Consider the following 16,181-nt stretch of genomic DNA (forward strand, 5'->3'; position numbering starts at 1 on the left):
CATGGAAGTCACCATTATCGAACGCCAGGAATGGGGCAATGACCTGCTGGGCACCCTGCATGGCCAGGGTGACCGCGACGACATCGTGGTTCTCCTGGCTCACAGCGATACTGTCTATCCCGTTGGCAGCGCCGCCGCACGTCCTCTACGCCGCGAAGGCAACCGCCTCTACGCCCCCGGCGTCTGCGACATGAAAGGCTGCATTCTGGCCGCGCTCTACGCCCTCGAAGCCCTGCAGGTGCTCAACTACCGGCCCTTTGGCGAGCTGCGTTTCCTCTGTGTCTCCGACGAAGAAATCAACGTCCGCCACTGCGACGACCTCATGGAGCAGGTCTTACATGACGCCCGCCGGGCCTTTGTCCTGGAAGCTGCCCGCGCCAACGGCGCCATCGTCAGCGCCCGCAAAGGCAACGCTGGCTACACCCTGCGCGCCTACGGCAGAGCCGCCCACGCTGGTGTCGAACCCGAAAAGGGACGCAACGCCATCATCGAACTGGCCCACCAGGTCCTCCAACTGGCCAGCCTCTCCGGCTGGTGCGAGGGCCTCACCATCACGCCAGGCCTCATCAGCGGCGGCAGCGCCACCAACGTTGTCCCTGACTACGCCGAAGCGCGCTTCGACCTGCGCTTTCTACGTCTGGAAGATAAAGAGGCTACCGAAGCCCGCTGGCGCATTCTCCTGCAACAGCAGCGCGTGCCCGGGGTCCGGCTGGAACTGGAGGAAGACCCGCATCTCAAACACCCCCTGGTCTGCACACCCATCACCCAGCGCATGGCAGAGCAGGCCCAGGCCATCGCCGCCATGCTCGGCTTCTCGTTGGAACATGTCCTGACGGGCGGCGCCTCCGACGCCAGCTACGCCGCCCTCTACGGCGTGCCCACACTCGACGGCCTGGGCCCCATCGGCGGCAACGATCACAGCCCCGATGAATACCTTCTGCTCGACAGCGTGGCACCTCGCAGCGCCTTGCTCGCCGGCCTCATTGCCTCGCCACTACCTGCCGAAGGCAGAGCCACGGCCTCTGTCGAAGAGAGCGCTGCGGCACCTCGTGCTCGCTAAGCGCAACCTTCCACGAGCAGGCGAACAACCTGCAAATGGCGGCGCCAGAGCCACTCAGCAGGCGGCAGAGAGTTACTCGGCTGCCAGCCAGGCTCTGGCTCCTTTGCGCCTTGTTCCTCTCCATGCGCTATGCTATAATCTGACGGACGGAAGAAATACACCGCCCCGCAGAGCGGTCCAGTCTCGTCAAAACAACAGCCAACGCTAGCAACAAGCATACAAAGCAAGCTGAACCTGTGCATTCACCGGAAAACCGGAGAGAGGGAGCCTGGCGAGGCCGCAGGAAAGAACAGCCGCTCAGCTCGTAGGGAAGAGGAGAGTTAACAGGGAACAGCATACAGAAACGGCAGACAGGTAGCGACAGGCGAGCAGTAGACCAGACGAGTGCCCGCGGCCCGCAATGGCTTCCACTCATTCAGGCAGACAGACAAGTAGAGCCGAAAGAGACTCCGGGTTGAGTAGAGCAAGTACCGGATGCTCAGGAAAGGATTCTCCCGCTATGATTGATCCTGATCGCGAACTGGAACCCCGATACCAGTCCTTCCTGGCCAGCCCTGACTGGTATCAAACCAATATACCATGCCAGGTAGGCTGCCCGGCGCATACCGACGTCGCGACCTACATCGGCCTCATCTCCCAGGCCCGCTTTGACGAGGCCTACCTGCTCAACCGCAAGGCCAACGTCGTGCCTGGCGTCCTGGGACGCACCTGCGCGCGCCCTTGTGAGCCGGTCTGTCGGCGCAACAAGATCGATGGCAAGCCGATAGCCATCTGTTGGCTCAAGCGCGCCGCCGCCGACCATCGCCAGTTCCGCCATCGCGCTGAGCGGCCCCCGATCACCAAAGACAAGAAGGTGGCCATTGTCGGCGCGGGCGCTGCCGGCATTGCCTGCGCCCGCGATCTGCGCGAGATGGGCTATCCCGTGACCATCTATGAAGCCGACCCCGTGGCCGGCGGCGTCATGGTCAACGGCATTCCCATCTGGCGCCTGCCGCGCAGCGTCACCTATGAGGAATGCAACGAGTACATGGAGGACCTTGGCGTCGAGGTCATCTATAACACGCGGGTCGGGCGCGACATCCAGCTCACTGACCTGCTCAAGCAGTACGACGCCGTCTTCCTGGCCGCCGGCTGCTACATCTCCAACCCCATCACCGGGCCTGACGGCAAGGTCGTCCCCGGCGCCGACCTCGTCGGCGTCATGAACGGCATCGAATTCCTGGCCAAGACCAACTACGGCGAGCCGGTCTTTGTCGGCAAGCGCGTCGTGGTTCTCGGCTCCGGCTTCACCGCGATGGACTGCTGCCGCACCGCCATCCGCTTCGGCGCCGAGAAGGTCTACGTCATGTACCGTCGCTCCAAAGAGGAGCAGCCCGCTGACGAATACGAGGTTGAGGAGGCCATTCGCGAAAACGTCGAGTTCCAGTATCTGGTCACACAGACCGAAATCCTGAGCAAGGACGGTATCCACGTCAGCGGCATCAAATTCGTGCGTAACAAGCTCGGCGATCCCGACTCCAGCGGACGCCGCCGCCCGATTCCCATCCCGGGCAGCGAATTCGTCCTTGATGACATCGACATGGTGATCGCCGCCTTTGGCCAGTACAGTGATGCCTCCTGGATTCCGGCCAAAGAGCTGAATCTCGAGGTCAATCGCCGCACTGGCGTGCCACTGATCGACCGCGAGACCTGGATGACCAGCTATCCCGGCCTCTTCGCCGGCGGCGACTTCACCGAAGGCTCGCGTAACCTGATCTCGGCCATCGCCGACGGACGCGATGCCGCCATCGCCATCAACCGCTACCTTGGCGGACAGGATAAGCCGGCGGAGCCACCCGAAGAGATCGAGCTGCCCGACTATCGCCGCGGCATGGTCGACGACTACGAATCGATCCCGCATGAAAATATCCCGTCACTGCCCGTCAAGGAGCGCTATAGCTACACGCGTGAGACCGAAACTGGCTACACTCCCGAGCAGGCGGTTATTCAGGCGCGGCGCTGCCTGCAGTGCCAGCTCAACATCATGATCGACCCCTCGATCTGTATCCTCTGCTCGGGCTGTGTCGACATCTGTCCGTACGACTGCATCAGCATGGAGGGTCTCTCGCGCGTGGTCAAAGGCGATCCGCTGCATCAGCTCGCTGAGAGCTGGGAGGGCGGTGCCGACATGATTATCGACGAGGAGAAGTGCATCCGCTGCGGCCTCTGCATCGTACGCTGTCCGACCGACGCCATCTCGATGGTGCAGTTCGAGGTCGCCAGCCCCAACGACCGCTGGACCGTCTCAAAGATCCCTGTGCTCAACCGCAGCCAGGCCACAGCCCGGCGCTAGGCCCGATCCAGTCTGGCGCAGCCAGGCCAGGCAAGCAAAAAACAACCAGGGGAGCAGCCCACTCAGGCAACGGACTGCTCCCCTCCTTATTTTGCACTTGGCCCCTTAAGATCACAGGCCGAACGAGAGACGGATAGCCCGAGGTAGACTAAGCTGGTGACGGAGAAAAGCCCGGCCTGCCTAGCCTACCCAGAGCGTCAAGCTATGCTACACCGCGCTGCTGTTGTCAGGCTGACCAGCAGCTCCCAGACGCTCGCGCATAAAGTCCAGCACCACGCGATCGATACGCTCCCCTTCCAGCCAGCGTTCTTCCAGATTCTCGCGCCCACAGAAGTGCCAGAAAGCCTCACGCGTCTGCGCATCAAAGACGCCTGAGAGCGGACCGTGATAGTCACCGCTGCGCGTCAGCAGCTCTTGCAGCTCACGGGCGATGGCCCCATCGAGCGGTAGAATATCCTGGGGATCGGGGGGGAAGAGATAGAGCTTGTGCAGTCGCAGGAGGCGAGCCAGCTCCTCAATTGGGCGAGGATGATCATCGACGCGCAGATCGATGAAGCGATCGTTGAAACCTCCGTACCCTCCCTTCTCGCGCACCACCAGCAAGGCCGCCGACTGCTGCCCTCGACTGTCGCCGCCGGCCTCCTGTCCAGCGGCCAGCGCCGCCAACAGACGATCGCAGAGCTGCCCCGACGTCTCTTCAAAAGTGCGCGCCATCGCATTCACGGTCTCCTCACTCACCAAAATATTGCCCTGACAGGCATAGTGCTCACCAACGCGCCCGCCGGCCCAGGGAAAACACTCGGCCCCCGTGTAAGTGACCGGCGCCCCACTGGCGGGCACAATGCCCACTTGACGCTTGGCACGCTCTGCATCATCCGCCAGCAACTGCTCTAAGGTCTCGGCTGCCGAGAGACCGCGGGCTAACAACTCTAAACCGCGGGGACCATAGGTAGTATTGGCCCAGGATTGAGTAGCAATGGCGCCAATGCCAGCTTTGGCCCAGGGGACAACAGCCCCCACGGCCAGAAACTTCGATTGGACGGCAATGCCCAGCTCGCCCGTCTGCGGATCACGAGCCACAATGGAGAAGGTCATCTTCAGGCACCCCTTACGTGAAGCTGGTTGGATTGGGTTAGATTAGCTCGACTGAGCCGTCGAGTTACGATGTTGAGGTATTATAACATGTCCTGCTCCCGAAAGTAAGCGAGCGCTGATAGAAGAGAGCCGAGAAAGCGCGAGGGCATTGGGGAGGGTGGCAACCGAGGGATAATAAGAACAGGGAGAAGAATCTTTACCAGTTGGGTCCGAGGCACTTGTGGCCTTGACTTTCAGCAAGCTTTCCGTCACAATGGAAAAAACGCCATCACTGGCAACGGCAAGCGACAAGCAGCAGTACTCACGCGCGGGAGAAGGGAGCAACCCATACGCCAGAGAGACTGCAAGGAAGCAGCACGGGTCCAAGGGGAGCCACGTCAAGAGCAAGCACCAGGTGCACCTACGCAGAATGATAGGCCAGAGGAAGGGGAGGCGGATGGCGAGAGGCACTAACATGGGAGACAGGACACGGGCGAGGGCCGCAGCGGCTGAGTATGTGAGAAGCCCCGCAAGGCGGGGCGTAGTATGTTGTTGGATGATGGCGCAGCACCACCACTCGGTATATCCCCCAGCCAGGGGCGCTGCCGCGGTGCGCGGTGACGCCACACGACTTGCTGAAGAGGTGGTCGGCAAGCAGGTCCTGTTTGTGGGAGGATATACCTGATACCCCAAGGAGCGAGCATGGTGCGACAGGACTGGTCGGATGAAGACCTCGTTCAGCAGTTGAAGGAGCGCAATCCCGATGCCCTGGAAACCCTCATTGCGCGTTACTCGCGCGAGATTTATTATTTTATTCGGCTGATTCTCAATGGCGTAGGGGTGGTCCAGGATGCGGAGGAATGCGTCAACGATCTCTTTGTGGCCGCCTGGCAGGAGATCGAGACCTTCGATGCCAGTCGTGGTACGCTCCGTACCTGGCTGACGATGCGCGCGAAGTACATTGCGCTGGACCGACGCCGTCAGCTCTGTCGACGACAGGTGCACGCTGTCCAGCCGGCGGAGGAAAATGGCCAGTGGGCTGCTGCCGATGGCAGCGGTGGGCGAAAAGGGAACCGATGGGGTGGCCAGGAACAGGAGAATCGCGTTCCTTTGCCTCCTCATCCTGATACCAGCATGGAGCTGCTGCTGGAACAGAATGAAAGGCGCGAAGAGCTGCGCCTGGCCTTGGCGACGTTGCCTGAGCTTGACCGCTACCTGATCTATCAACGCTATTTCCGGTTCGCCAGCACGGAAGAACTGGCGGCCAGAACAGGTCTGACTCGCCACGCGGTCGATACCCGCCTGTGGCGAGCGCGGAAGAGCTTGCGCGAGGCGCTCAAGGAGTATGCACATGAGTATGAGCGAATTTGAGGAGCAGGCAGAGAACAGGGAATGTCGCGATGCTGTCTCTTTCTCATTCGGTGGCCGCAGGGTGACACTGCCTCCCGACTTCAGTGAGGAGGAAGTGGCCTTCGCTCAGGAGCTGGATACGCTCTTCTCTCTTCCCGAAGAGGAAATCCCGCCATACTTTGTGCATACCTTACTTGAGTCCGAAGATCCACGTTTTGCACCTGTTGATCCTGGTTTTGAGCAACGCATACGGGCTCGCGTTTTTCAGCGCTTAAAGCTACAGCGTCGACTCTTTGTTCTAGAGGAGCGACGTCTCTGGCGAGAGCTGATGCACGGCGTGGGCCTGAGCCGACGCCTGCTCTTGGCCGGCGTCTCACTGCTGCTCTTCATGCTGCTGACCATGCTCATCACCGCTTCCTCGTTCGCCTCCGGCCTGGTGATCCTGCTGCAGGGGGTGCAGAGCGGTGTCTATCCGGTACATGGCCCGCTGACAAGGCCAGTGGTGAGCTCGCCTCTCAATACGCCTGGAGGGCCCAACGACCAGGTCAGCTTGCTGGCTGTGCAGCGCGAGCTCCATTTCCCCATCTATTGGCCAACTGAGATCCCTGATCACTATGTCCTGCGCAACATTTATCTCTATAGTGATCATGTGCGGGGCTGGCCCGTGTGGACCGATGGGCCGATGCTGGAGTTCCGCTACTCTTTGATGGCTCCTGGCTCCCCCTGGCATGAAGCCAGTGAGCTGGCGATCCGCGAGTTTAAGCCTTATGGCCAGGTCTATCAGGTAGTGGAGGCCGATGCCATCCATCCTCTCCAGGTCGATGATCAGGGGCGCGCAGCAGCTATCTATGTCGAAGGCCAATGGGTAACGATCAATACCTATGCGCGTCGCTGGATCTACAACAGCCATTGCGAGCTGCTGACCCAGCGCAATGGGGTCGTCTTCTGGATCGCGGGCCAGTGCGTCCCCCAGACGGGCCTCAATGTTGAGACGTTGCTCTCAGTTGCTGATTCCCTGCAAGAGCTGCAGCTACAGCACTTAGTGCATGCTGGTGTGTCACTCGTCTCGGCGACAGAGCTTAATCGTTACCTGCCTGGCCCCTTTGATGGTGTGATTCTCTCGCTCTCGCTCGACAGCAGCCTGGATAGTCCCTATCTCCGTCTTGTGGGACCTGATCAGCCTACTGATGATCTGGGTCAGGCGAAGGGGGGGGTGTCCCACGGCTCGCAGGCCCAAAGCAGCCAGGGCAGCCATACGACTGCTACCGCCCCGCCTGCTCAGACAAAGCAGCAGCACTCGGCCAAGTAGCTCGCTCACTGCAGATCGATCCGGTTGAGAGCGAGAAGGAGAAAAAGACCGAGGCAGAGGTCAGCGCAGACTGACCCGGCGCTGCCTCCTGTTTTCTGCGCTTGAGCGCACGCTGATGATCCTGCTCTGGACAAAGGTCGGGCCGATCTGGTATCCTGTATACAGATGGGCAGGATTGGAGCGCTGCTGACCTCGCTAACTTCAGAGAGGATGCTTGCGGGGCAACAGCAGAGGAAGCTTCTGCACATGACGGCGCTAACTCTGCAATGGGGCCGAGCGGCGCCATAAGGAGGGAACTTTATCCTCAAAGGAGAGGAGTTTATGAAGGCACAGGCAACCCAAACGAAGGCCCAATCTCGACGGCGTGGTCTCCCTAATCTCCGCCTCTGGCGACAGCGCCGCGGCCTCAGTATCGGGCAATTAGCCGATATGACCGGCCTGCGTCGCACGACGATCGCTCATCTAGAGGACGGGCGCGAGGAGCCTCAGCCTTATCAGGTCCGTCTCTTAGCGCGTGTTCTCGAGATCTCTCAGCTAGAGCTGGTCTCTTAGCCAGCCCCTCTGGCAGGCCAGGGCGGACAGGATGGTGCGCTGGCGGTGAGGTGCCTGCCGTTATTTCTTGGTCCTGTGCTGTCTTGGATCGAGTTTTATGGCCCCGGGGAGCGCGGCTCTGTGCATCGCTCAGCTCCGCTCTGCGCTGGCCCCAAGCCGGGATGAAAGCTATATGCCGGACGAGAAAGAGGCCCGCCTCCACGTCGAGAACAGTGCTCAACCATCGCCCTCTCTCCACCGCCGCGGTCGACGGCGCCTGGTGGTGATTCTCTCACTCGTGGTGGCCGTGCTGGTGGTGCTGGCCGCTCTGCTCTATAGTCAGCGCGCGTTGGTGCGTGGTCTACTGACTGGTTCGCATTTCGTGGGCGGCAATGCCTCTGTTGCTCGTCTGCATCTGCCCCCAGGCTTCAGCGCTACCGTCTTCGCTCAAGGCCTCTCGGCTCCCCGCTTTATCACCTTCAGCCCTGATGGAACGCTCTTTGTGGCCGAGCGCGGTACCGGTAGCATTGTGGCCTTGCCCGATCCCTCCCATAGCGGGAAGGCCGCTCGCCGTGTGGTCGTGGTCTCGGGCCTGGACGATCCGACCAGCCTGGTCTTTTATCAGGGAGCCCTCTATGTGGGTGAGGCTTCGCGTGTCACGCGCTTTACACTCGATGCCTCCTGGCAGGTCACGAGCCGCAAGGTGATTGTGCCAAACCTGCCCACGGGCGGCAACCATGTGACGCGCACGGTTTTGATTGGCCCCGATGGCCGGCTCTATGTCTCGATCGGCTCCTCCTGCAATGTGTGCATCGAGTCGGACCCCCGCCGCGCAACGGTGATGGTCTTTAACCTCGATGGCAGTGGCGGCAGAATCTACGCCCGCGGCCTGCGTAATGCGGTTGGGATGGCGATCAATCCCTGGAATAACCAGATCTGGGTGACCAATAATGGCCGCGATCTGATGGGCGATGATACACCCCCGGAGACAATCTATGCTCTCCAGGACGGCGGCAACTATGGCTGGCCACGCTGCCAGGCCGGCGATATTATCGATCCCGACTACGGCCACCCCGGCGATTGCCGTGGAGTGATACAGCCCCTGGTAAAGATGCAGGCCCACTCGGCTCCTCTGGGCCTGGTCTTCTATACGGCTAACCAGTTCCCCGCTCACTACCACGGCCTCTTTGTGGCCTTCCACGGCTCGTGGAATCGTACAGTGCCCACAGGCTATAAGGTGGTCTTTATCCCGCTCAACTCCCAGGGTGCGGTCGCCGGCCCCGTCGAAGATTTCGCTACTGGCTGGCTGCTGAATAATAACGACGCCACCGGGCGCCCCGTGGGCCTGGCCGTTGATCCCCAAGGCTCGCTCTATGTCAGCGACGATAAGGGCGGCTACATCTATCGCATTAGCTATACTGCCCCGCCAACTGTCGACCCCTGAGAGGGCTACCGCCTGGCTCTCCCTTTATGGCAGGCTTGACAACTCTTTCTGATCCGGCTATCATATTAATTGACTGACCAGTTAATTTTGGGGGAGGCAAGAAAGGATGGCGCGCAGGCCAAAGGCGGAAGGGTCAGAGGATCGTCGCGAGCAAATTATCGATGCTGCCTTACGCGTCTTTGCACGCAAGGGCTTCGCCCGGGCTACCAACAAGGATATTGCCCGCGAGGCGGGCATTACGCCGGGCTTGATCTACTATTATTTTGCTGATAAGGAGGCCCTCTTGCAGGCCGTGATTGAGAGCCGCTCGCCGCTGCGCCTCTTCGAGCACTTGGAGCCGGCCCAATGGGATGCGCCGCCCTCCGAGTTCTTGCACGCGATCCTATGTCAGGCGCTCAACATTATCGAGAGCGAGCAGGTCATCAGCCTGATCCGTACGGTCCTTTCGGAACTGCTCCACGGCGAAGAGATTCCCTTGCTGCCAAAGCTATTCCTGCCACGCATCATTGCTGTTCTGCAGCGCTACCTGCGTCTGCAGCGTGAGCGCGGAATGGTACGCGCGGAGGTTGATCCCGAGGAAGTGGCCCAGGTGCTTCTAAGCGCCATGATGGGACTGGTCATGCGTCGCCAGGTGTTGCGTGATACCAGTGTGTTGCGCTATTCACACGAGGAGCTGGTGTCACTGGTGCTGAAGACGCTGCTACCCGGCTTGCTACCAGCAAGCTAGCGGCTTTTTTTGAAGATCCTATTAATTAGTCAATCAATTAATCAATGGAGAGGAGGAAGCAGTATGGCCGAGGACAGCCGGAAAGCACCGGCTTCATTGGGAGAGATAGAGAGTGAGCCACTTGTGCTCTGTGAGGATCTGGTCAAGGTTTTTGGTAAGAGGCGCGTGCTGGATGGGCTGAACCTCAAGATTGGAGCAGGGGAGACCTTTGGACTCGTGGGTCCCAACGGCTCCGGTAAGACTACCCTGATGCGCATCTTAGCGGGACTGGTGCGTCCCACGGCTGGCCACGTACGCGTGCTCGGACGACGCCTGCCCGATCCCCTGGTGGCGGCCTCGCTTGGCTACATGACCCAGCTCAGCGCGCTCTATCTTGATCTGACGGCACGTGAGAATCTACGCTTCTTCTGCAGCATCTACGGCCTACGCGGTCAAGAGCGCGAGCGGCGCATAACTGAAATCCTGGCCCGGGTCGAGCTGAGCGCCGAGGCTGACCGGGTCGTGGCGACTTTCAGCGGCGGCATGCGTCAGCGCCTCTCGCTGGCCTGTGCTCTGGTCCATCGCCCGCGGCTGGCGCTGCTGGACGAGCCGACGGTTGGAGTTGATCCCGAGCTGCGGCGCGCCTTCTGGGACTACTTCGCCCAGCTCAATCGCGAGGGCACGACGATTATCGTCTCGACCCATCATTTAGACGAGGCGGCGCGCTGCAGTCGACTGGGACTGCTGCGCTTCGGCAAGCTGCTGGCTTGCGGTACACCCCAGGAGCTGCTGGCGGGGGCCGGCGCCAGCGATATGGAGACGGCTTTTCTCTACTACGCCGCCCGTGGACGGCAGGAGGAGGTCACAGCATGAATGCCGCCCGTGTCCTGGCCTTGACGTCACGCATTATACGGCAGATTGGACGCGACCGGCGTACGCTGGCGCTGGTCTTTCTCGTACCTTTGCTCGTAATGAGCGTGTTGTATGTCGTGCTCACAGAGAGCAGCGGCGGTGTTCCCACACTGGCCCTGGTGCGTCCTACGGGGGCAGGGAGCAACGCCCTCAACGGGTTAATCGATCGCCTCCTGACGCCGACCTCGCGCCTGAAGATAATGACGATCGCAGCCAATGAGGTGGAGGGGGTGCTCAACAAGGGCGAGGCTGACGCAGCGCTGATCTTCCCGGCGGATCTCGCCACCCAACTGGAGCGCGGCGAGCATCCCAAGCTACAGCTTGTGCTTGAGGGATCTGATCCCGCGGTCGCCGCGACCATGCGTGAGAGCGTGACGGCTCTGGTGCGTCAGCTCGATGTGGCCCTGGCGCAGGCCCAGAGTCGGGCCAGCCAGAGCCAGGGAGCAGGGCAGACCCCTCCTAGCGCTGCGCAGGCCACCTCGCTCTTAACGCTGGCCGAGCCGCGCTATCTACATGGCGGCCCTGACTATACCGCGAACGATGCGCTGGCTCCTGTCTTTATCGGCGTCTTCTCTTTCTTCTTTGTCTTCCTACTGACCTCGGTGGCCTTCCTGCGCGAGCGCTCCCAGGGCACGATCGAGCGCGTCCTGGCCTCACCCCTGAGCCGTGCCGAGCTGGTCATGGGCTACGTCTGCGGCTTCACGCTCTTCGCCCTGGTGCAGGCCATCGTCGTCTTGCTCTTCGTGATCTTTATCCTGCGAGTGCACTATCAGGGAAATCTCGGCCTGGTCTTCCTGGTAGCGATCCTGCTGACGGTGAGCGGCGTCAACCTGGGCATCTTTCTCTCGACCTTTGCCCAAAACGAGTTTCAGATCATCCAGTTCATTCCACTAGTCTTCGGATTGCAGGTCCTGCTCTCGGGCATCTTCTGGCCAGTGGGACAGCTTCCTGTCTGGTTACAGCCCATTTCCTATCTACTCCCGCTGACCTATGCCAATGAGGCGCTGCGCGCAGTGATGCTCAAAGGGGGCGATTTCGGCCAGATTGCTCCTCAGTTGGCAGCCCTACTGGTCTTCATGGTGCTGATGATTGGGCTGAGCGCCTTGACCGTGAGGCGTCAGGTAGCCTGATGAAAGGCCGTGTCGGAAAGGAGGCGGCTGACCATGTTAGAAGAGAGCACTGTGACGCCGATAACTGCTGCTGAGGAGGCGGCCATTGCCTCGTCGTCGGCTGAGCCAGAGGTGACCTGTTGCATCGTTGGGGCAGGCCCGGCGGGCTTAATGCTTGGGCTGCTGCTGGCGCGCCAGGGCATCTCGGTGCTGGTCTTGGAAGCGCATGGAGATTTCGAGCGTGATTTTCGGGGGGATACGATTCATCCGTCGGTGCTGGAGATCATCGATCAGCTCGGTCTGAGTGAGAGGCTGCTGGCGCTGCCCCATGCGCGCATCCAGCAGTTTGGTCTGCAGACTGAGGATGGCTGGCTGGAGCTGACTGATTTTCGCCTGCTCGCGACGCGCTATCCCTACATGATGCTGGTGCCCCAGGTCGACTTTCTGACGTTTTTGGCACGAGAAGCCCAGCGCTGGCCAGCTTTCCATCTGGAGATGGGGGCACGCGTTGAGCGGCTGCTGGAGCAGCAAGGGCGAGTCATTGGTGTGCGCTATCGGACGCGCGAGGGCTGGCGCGAGGTGCGGGCACTACTGACAGTGGCCGCCGATGGACGTTTCTCGTGGGTGCGCCAATTGGCTGGCCTGGAACCAGTCAAGACCTCGCCGCCGATCGACGTGCTCTGGTTCCGGCTCCCGCGCCTGCCTGGTGATCAGCTCGCCTCGGGTGGTCGCTTCCTGCACGGGCGTGCGCTTGTCGTGCTTGAGCGCGGCACTGGCCCACGCGGCTGATGCAGCTCGTTCAAGAACAGATGCAGCGGCGGCTGATTGCTCCCAGCCTGGCCGCAGAGGGAGAGCAATTTCGCCTGCCACGCTGGTTTCGCTGGCTGGTGCGGCGGCGACTCGTTCGTCTGCTGCTAGCGCACTTTATTGGGCTGGGAGTGCCGCGGGTGCGGGTGAAGGTGGAAGCAAGCTGAAGCAAGCTGAGGACAGATGAGAGCCTGGGATTTGGAAGGGAGGAGTAGCGTCAGCAGAAAGGGGTGGTTTGGCGGCCTGCTTTCTCCCTGCGCAAGCGTCGTGGCATAGTAGGTAGCGCCGCGCAGGGAGAAAGCACATGAAGAGCAGGCATTTGCGTACGCACGCGCGCACTCAGGCCGTGATGGCGCCAACCTGCTTCTCAAAGTTCTTGAAGAACTGATCGAGAGCCAGCTTGAGAGTATTTTTCATCACGACCTCGGGAGTAGCAGCGATTTTGCCTTCAAGGATGGCCTCGGCGGCGTAGCTCAGATTGGTCGCCGCGGCGCCCTCCTCGGTGAGCGTGATCGTACAACTGGCCTTGATGCGGCCCAGGGCATTGTACGGCTCGCTAAGTAGCACAACGCGCTCGGGGGCCACAACCTCACCGGTGCGCACGTAGACCGTATAGGGTCCTTTCAGACCGGGAACGTTAGGAGAGATGACTAGCTTCAGCTCGCGCCCTGTGCGTCCATCGGGGTTCTCAACGTACTCGGCATTCTCACAGCCCGGAATGCTCTCCTTGAGCACCTGGGGATCAAACAGGGCGTCGAAGACACGCTGGCGTGGGGCCTTAATCTGCTGACTTCCCGTGATTTCCATCGCGGTCTCGAAACCTTCCTCACCAGAGATAGTATCGCCCTGCCAGCCCTGATGGCCTGATGATGCGGTGGGGGCTGGCAGGGAGGTGCGTGTAAGGAATCTTCCTCAACACGATCAGTATATCCCCTGTATGAAGTCGCTTCAATCCAAAGGCTAGGAAGTACCAGGAGTGCTCGGGACATGGGCAGATCAGATGGTCAGGGTGAGCACCATGCCCGTAGGAGTGCCTGGCGGGTCCCCGCAAAAGGGCTTAATACAAGTGATCCTTGCTGCTTATCTCGTTGATGTTTTCCGCGCTGCTACCGCTGGGCTGCTCTTGCCGATCCTGGCAGTCGCTACAGTACCTGCTCCCAGCCACCGGAGTGCTCGTATGCTAATAGTAGTCTCGTAAGATGACCTTGAGCTAGTAGCATCGAGAGATGACTGGACCAGTAACGATTGCCTGGCACTCACCTTCTTCAAAAGATGAAGGCGGAACTCGAAGCCAAGCACTTCTATCTATCTCATCATATATTGACAGCAATAATTTTTCAGACTACTATTTGCATTGACAAATATGAATACCATTACTCGCAATTCCTTTCGGGAAAGAGAAGGAGGGAACCCTGAAATGGTGAGACGCAGACTGATGCTGCTCTGTCCGAGTTACTCTTGCTGCTACTGTCTTCTCTTTTTTGCTCTATAGCAAAGGCCTCTGCTGTTCATGCTGGCCTGACCAATGATGCTCTTCGTGAGCAGCTCCGACTGACCTGCTCTACTGCAGCCAGCCCTCTGGCACGCGGCGGAGGCTATTTTTAATGTGTTCTCGCTTGTCCGTCTGACGTCGTGTGTTAGCGAGAACTCAGCCTTGAGAATTATTCCTGTCACACCGAAGCATACTTTGTCTACCAAGGCAGCCTCTATAGCCTGGCTGCAGATGCCCAGAGCAGTACGCCTAAGAGTGCGCCCAGGTAGGTTTCCAGAGAGAGCCTCTCCAGAGAGGACCTCCCTCTGGGGCCAGAGTAATGCGAGGTGTGGCTTTGAAGATAAGCAAACTTTGTGACAAATATCATATTGCGGCGTGTATCGTCATTCTGCTTTCCTCTCTACTACGCTTCTATCTGATCCTGCTGGGCTGGCCATCCCTTGATAGCGACGAGGGGACAATGGGCCTCATGGCTCTTCACATTGCCTATCGGGGTGCTCATCCGCTGGTCTTCTATGGTCAGGACTACTTAGCTCCCATTGATGCCTACCTGGCCGCCTGCTTTTTCCACCTCTGGGGACCCTCGGTCCTAACTCTGCGCTTAAGTGTCCTGCTGCTCTTTTGCTTTTTTCTGATACAGATCTACTTACTGACTAGCCTGATTTATAACAAACCATTGGCGTTGGCTACTCTTCTGATAGTTGGGGCCGGTCCTGGCGAAGTGCTCTTTAGGGAGCTTGAGGCAGCCGGAGGGGCGCCTGATGTTCTCTTTTTTTGCTCTCTGCTATTGCTGGTAAGCTGCTGGCTTGTTTTTGGTCGCCAGAGGCACAGCGTGAATCAGAAATCGTCGAAACTCCGTGATGGAATAGCTCTTAGTCTATGGGGCTTTCTGGCCGGTGTGAGCATCTGGAGCGACCCGCTCGTGCTCCCTTTTGTAGGAACTGCTTTTCTTTTCCTCCTTCAGGGCTATCACCAGCAGCTCAAATCGCCGCTGCTCTGCCTCCTGTTAGTTGCTGGCCTACTGCTGGGTCTGAGTCCCGAGATTGCCTATAAGCTTACCGTTCCTCCCTCGCCCTCGGCTCTATCTTTACTTGGACCAGGCTATCGCGAACCTGCTTATCCCCCTATTGCGTCGGGCAGCAAGCCGCCATCTGAAGGCGTAGCGCTGCAAGCTTCGTTACCCTTACAAGTTGCCGGGGCGCTGTTAGTGAGTTTGCCTTTAGCCACAGGAGGCAATGCTCTGTGTACGCTGGGACCGAGCCGCGCCTGGCCATTGCGGGCTGATCCCCAGGCTCAGTTTTGCACTGTGTTTCATGGGATCTGGTCCCTCGGCTATCTTCTACTCTGGGGCCTTGCGACCGGCCAGGCCCTTTTCTCCTGGTGGCGCTTACGGCAAGTAGACGTGAAATCCAGGCCTGGTGCTCTTCGAAGCAGATGCGTAGAGGGAGCCAGGCTCATGATTCTGGGTGGCGCTGGCGGCACCCTTTTTCTCTTTTGTCTTTTCCCGCAAGCAGCGCTTACCCCCTGGCCTTCATCTCGATACCTGGTAGGTCTTAGCATCAGCATTCCTGCCTTACTTTTCCCGCTCTGGCGTCTAGCCTTCTTACCCTCTAAACGCTTGCTCTGCAAGCCTCTTTTTCAGGCTGCTCGGCTCGGGGCAATGTTGATAATCTTGACGGTTGCAGTTGCCTGGTGGTGGGGAAGCGGCCAGCTTCTAGCTCAGGCGCCTGATGTTCAAAAGCTGAATAACGAGCAACAAGCTTTGATGAACTTTCTTCTGAGACGAGGTGCTACACGTATCTACACCGACTATTGGACCTGTGACCGGATCGCTTTTCAGAGCACTGAGCGCATTATATGCAGTGTCCTTGATGCCGGGTTGCAACCTGGCCTTAATCGTTATCCCCCCTATAGCCGCCTGGTCGAGGCGGCCCAGTCTCCTCCTGACTATGTCTTTCCCATTGGCTCCCCTCAGGATCTAAGACTGCAGAAGCTCATAACGCTCGGCTACCATTATCGCCGTCTGACATATACAAATTATGCTATCTATGAGCC

14 protein-coding genes are annotated in these 16,181 nt (G+C 59.7%); 12 read left to right on the forward strand and 2 right to left on the reverse strand.

Annotated features, from left to right (window positions below; genetic code table 11):
- On the forward strand, window positions 1–1,060 hold a 1,060-nt coding region (locus IRZ24_RS07405), incomplete at its 5' end, for a M20/M25/M40 family metallo-hydrolase (protein WP_297161893.1).
- A 454-nt stretch (window positions 1,061–1,514) separates the two neighbouring features.
- Complete coding sequence (locus IRZ24_RS07410) at window positions 1,515–3,392, forward strand: FAD-dependent oxidoreductase (protein ID WP_297161896.1); 1,878 nt, start codon at window positions 1,515–1,517, stop codon at window positions 3,390–3,392.
- 207 nt (window positions 3,393–3,599) lie between these two features.
- Here the strand turns inward: IRZ24_RS07410 and IRZ24_RS07415 are convergent, their stop codons facing one another.
- Window positions 3,600–4,487, reverse strand: coding sequence for a DUF1028 domain-containing protein (locus IRZ24_RS07415; protein ID WP_297161899.1), 888 nt, complete (start codon window positions 4,485–4,487; stop codon window positions 3,600–3,602).
- 681 nt (window positions 4,488–5,168) lie between these two features.
- Between IRZ24_RS07415 and IRZ24_RS07420 the strand changes: the two genes are divergently transcribed.
- The 9 genes from IRZ24_RS07420 to IRZ24_RS07460 all read left to right on the forward strand — a co-directional run bounded on the left by IRZ24_RS07420 (window position 5,169) and on the right by IRZ24_RS07460 (window position 12,801).
- A complete protein-coding gene (locus IRZ24_RS07420) occupies window positions 5,169–5,837 on the forward strand; it encodes a sigma-70 family RNA polymerase sigma factor (RefSeq protein ID WP_297161902.1) in 669 nt (222 codons plus the stop codon).
- Window positions 5,818–7,125 carry a hypothetical protein gene (locus IRZ24_RS07425; protein WP_297161905.1) on the forward strand — a complete coding sequence of 436 codons (1,308 nt, stop codon included), beginning with the start codon at window positions 5,818–5,820 and terminating at the stop codon, window positions 7,123–7,125. Before IRZ24_RS07420 ends, IRZ24_RS07425 begins: the two co-directional genes overlap by 20 nt.
- A gap of 321 nt (window positions 7,126–7,446) precedes the next feature.
- Window positions 7,447–7,677, forward strand: coding sequence for a helix-turn-helix transcriptional regulator (locus tag IRZ24_RS07430; protein WP_297161908.1), 231 nt, complete (start codon window positions 7,447–7,449; stop codon window positions 7,675–7,677).
- Window positions 7,678–7,849: 172 nt separating this feature from the next.
- Window positions 7,850–9,100, forward strand: a complete 1,251-nt coding sequence (locus tag IRZ24_RS07435) for a sorbosone dehydrogenase family protein (protein ID WP_297161911.1) — start codon at window positions 7,850–7,852, stop codon at window positions 9,098–9,100.
- A gap of 106 nt (window positions 9,101–9,206) precedes the next feature.
- Complete coding sequence (locus tag IRZ24_RS07440; protein WP_297161914.1) at window positions 9,207–9,827, forward strand: TetR/AcrR family transcriptional regulator; 621 nt, start codon at window positions 9,207–9,209, stop codon at window positions 9,825–9,827.
- Window positions 9,828–9,890: 63 nt separating this feature from the next.
- The gene (gene ccmA / locus IRZ24_RS07445) at window positions 9,891–10,679 is read left to right on the forward strand and encodes a heme ABC exporter ATP-binding protein CcmA (protein WP_297161917.1); all 789 of its coding nucleotides are present in this window, start codon (window positions 9,891–9,893) and stop codon (window positions 10,677–10,679) included.
- Window positions 10,676–11,848 (forward strand): ABC transporter permease, encoded by a 1,173-nt coding sequence (locus IRZ24_RS07450; protein ID WP_297161920.1) that lies wholly within the window; start codon window positions 10,676–10,678, stop codon window positions 11,846–11,848. The genes ccmA and IRZ24_RS07450 overlap by 4 nt, the downstream gene beginning before the upstream one ends.
- Window positions 11,849–11,881: 33 nt before the next feature.
- Window positions 11,882–12,616, forward strand: a complete 735-nt coding sequence (locus IRZ24_RS07455; protein ID WP_297161923.1) for an FAD-dependent monooxygenase — start codon at window positions 11,882–11,884, stop codon at window positions 12,614–12,616.
- Window positions 12,616–12,801, forward strand: a complete 186-nt coding sequence (locus IRZ24_RS07460; RefSeq protein ID WP_297161926.1) for a hypothetical protein — start codon at window positions 12,616–12,618, stop codon at window positions 12,799–12,801. Before IRZ24_RS07455 ends, IRZ24_RS07460 begins: the two co-directional genes overlap by 1 nt.
- Before the next feature lie 172 nt (window positions 12,802–12,973).
- Here the strand turns inward: IRZ24_RS07460 and IRZ24_RS07465 are convergent, their stop codons facing one another.
- On the reverse strand, window positions 12,974–13,441 hold the full coding sequence (locus IRZ24_RS07465) for an SRPBCC domain-containing protein (RefSeq protein ID WP_297161928.1): 468 nt from the start codon (window positions 13,439–13,441) through the stop codon (window positions 12,974–12,976).
- A 1,019-nt stretch (window positions 13,442–14,460) separates the two neighbouring features.
- Here IRZ24_RS07465 and IRZ24_RS07470 point away from each other — a divergent pair.
- A partial coding sequence (locus IRZ24_RS07470; RefSeq protein ID WP_297161931.1) for a hypothetical protein occupies window positions 14,461–16,181 on the forward strand: 1,721 nt, incomplete at its 3' end.

The sequence above is a fragment of the Thermogemmatispora sp. genome, from assembly GCF_019683755.1.
Lineage (GTDB): Bacteria > Chloroflexota > Ktedonobacteria > Ktedonobacterales > Ktedonobacteraceae > Thermogemmatispora.

What these genes read in the sequence shown, in the direction of transcription:
- IRZ24_RS07415 (WP_297161899.1), bottom strand. Translation starts at nt 4,487, where the DNA reads ATGACCTTCTCCATTGTGGCTCGTGATCCGCAGACGGGCGAGCTGGGC.
- IRZ24_RS07420 (WP_297161902.1), top strand. Translation starts at nt 5,169, where the DNA reads ATGGTGCGACAGGACTGGTCGGATGAAGACCTCGTTCAGCAGTTGAAG.
- IRZ24_RS07425 (WP_297161905.1), top strand. Translation starts at nt 5,818, where the DNA reads ATGAGTATGAGCGAATTTGAGGAGCAGGCAGAGAACAGGGAATGTCGC.
- IRZ24_RS07430 (WP_297161908.1), top strand. Translation starts at nt 7,447, where the DNA reads ATGAAGGCACAGGCAACCCAAACGAAGGCCCAATCTCGACGGCGTGGT.
- IRZ24_RS07435 (WP_297161911.1), top strand. Translation starts at nt 7,850, where the DNA reads ATGCCGGACGAGAAAGAGGCCCGCCTCCACGTCGAGAACAGTGCTCAA.
- IRZ24_RS07440 (WP_297161914.1), top strand. Translation starts at nt 9,207, where the DNA reads ATGGCGCGCAGGCCAAAGGCGGAAGGGTCAGAGGATCGTCGCGAGCAA.
- ccmA (WP_297161917.1), top strand. Translation starts at nt 9,891, where the DNA reads ATGGCCGAGGACAGCCGGAAAGCACCGGCTTCATTGGGAGAGATAGAG.
- IRZ24_RS07450 (WP_297161920.1), top strand. Translation starts at nt 10,676, where the DNA reads ATGAATGCCGCCCGTGTCCTGGCCTTGACGTCACGCATTATACGGCAG.
- IRZ24_RS07455 (WP_297161923.1), top strand. Translation starts at nt 11,882, where the DNA reads ATGTTAGAAGAGAGCACTGTGACGCCGATAACTGCTGCTGAGGAGGCG.
- IRZ24_RS07460 (WP_297161926.1), top strand. Translation starts at nt 12,616, where the DNA reads ATGCAGCTCGTTCAAGAACAGATGCAGCGGCGGCTGATTGCTCCCAGC.
- IRZ24_RS07465 (WP_297161928.1), bottom strand. Translation starts at nt 13,441, where the DNA reads ATGGAAATCACGGGAAGTCAGCAGATTAAGGCCCCACGCCAGCGTGTC.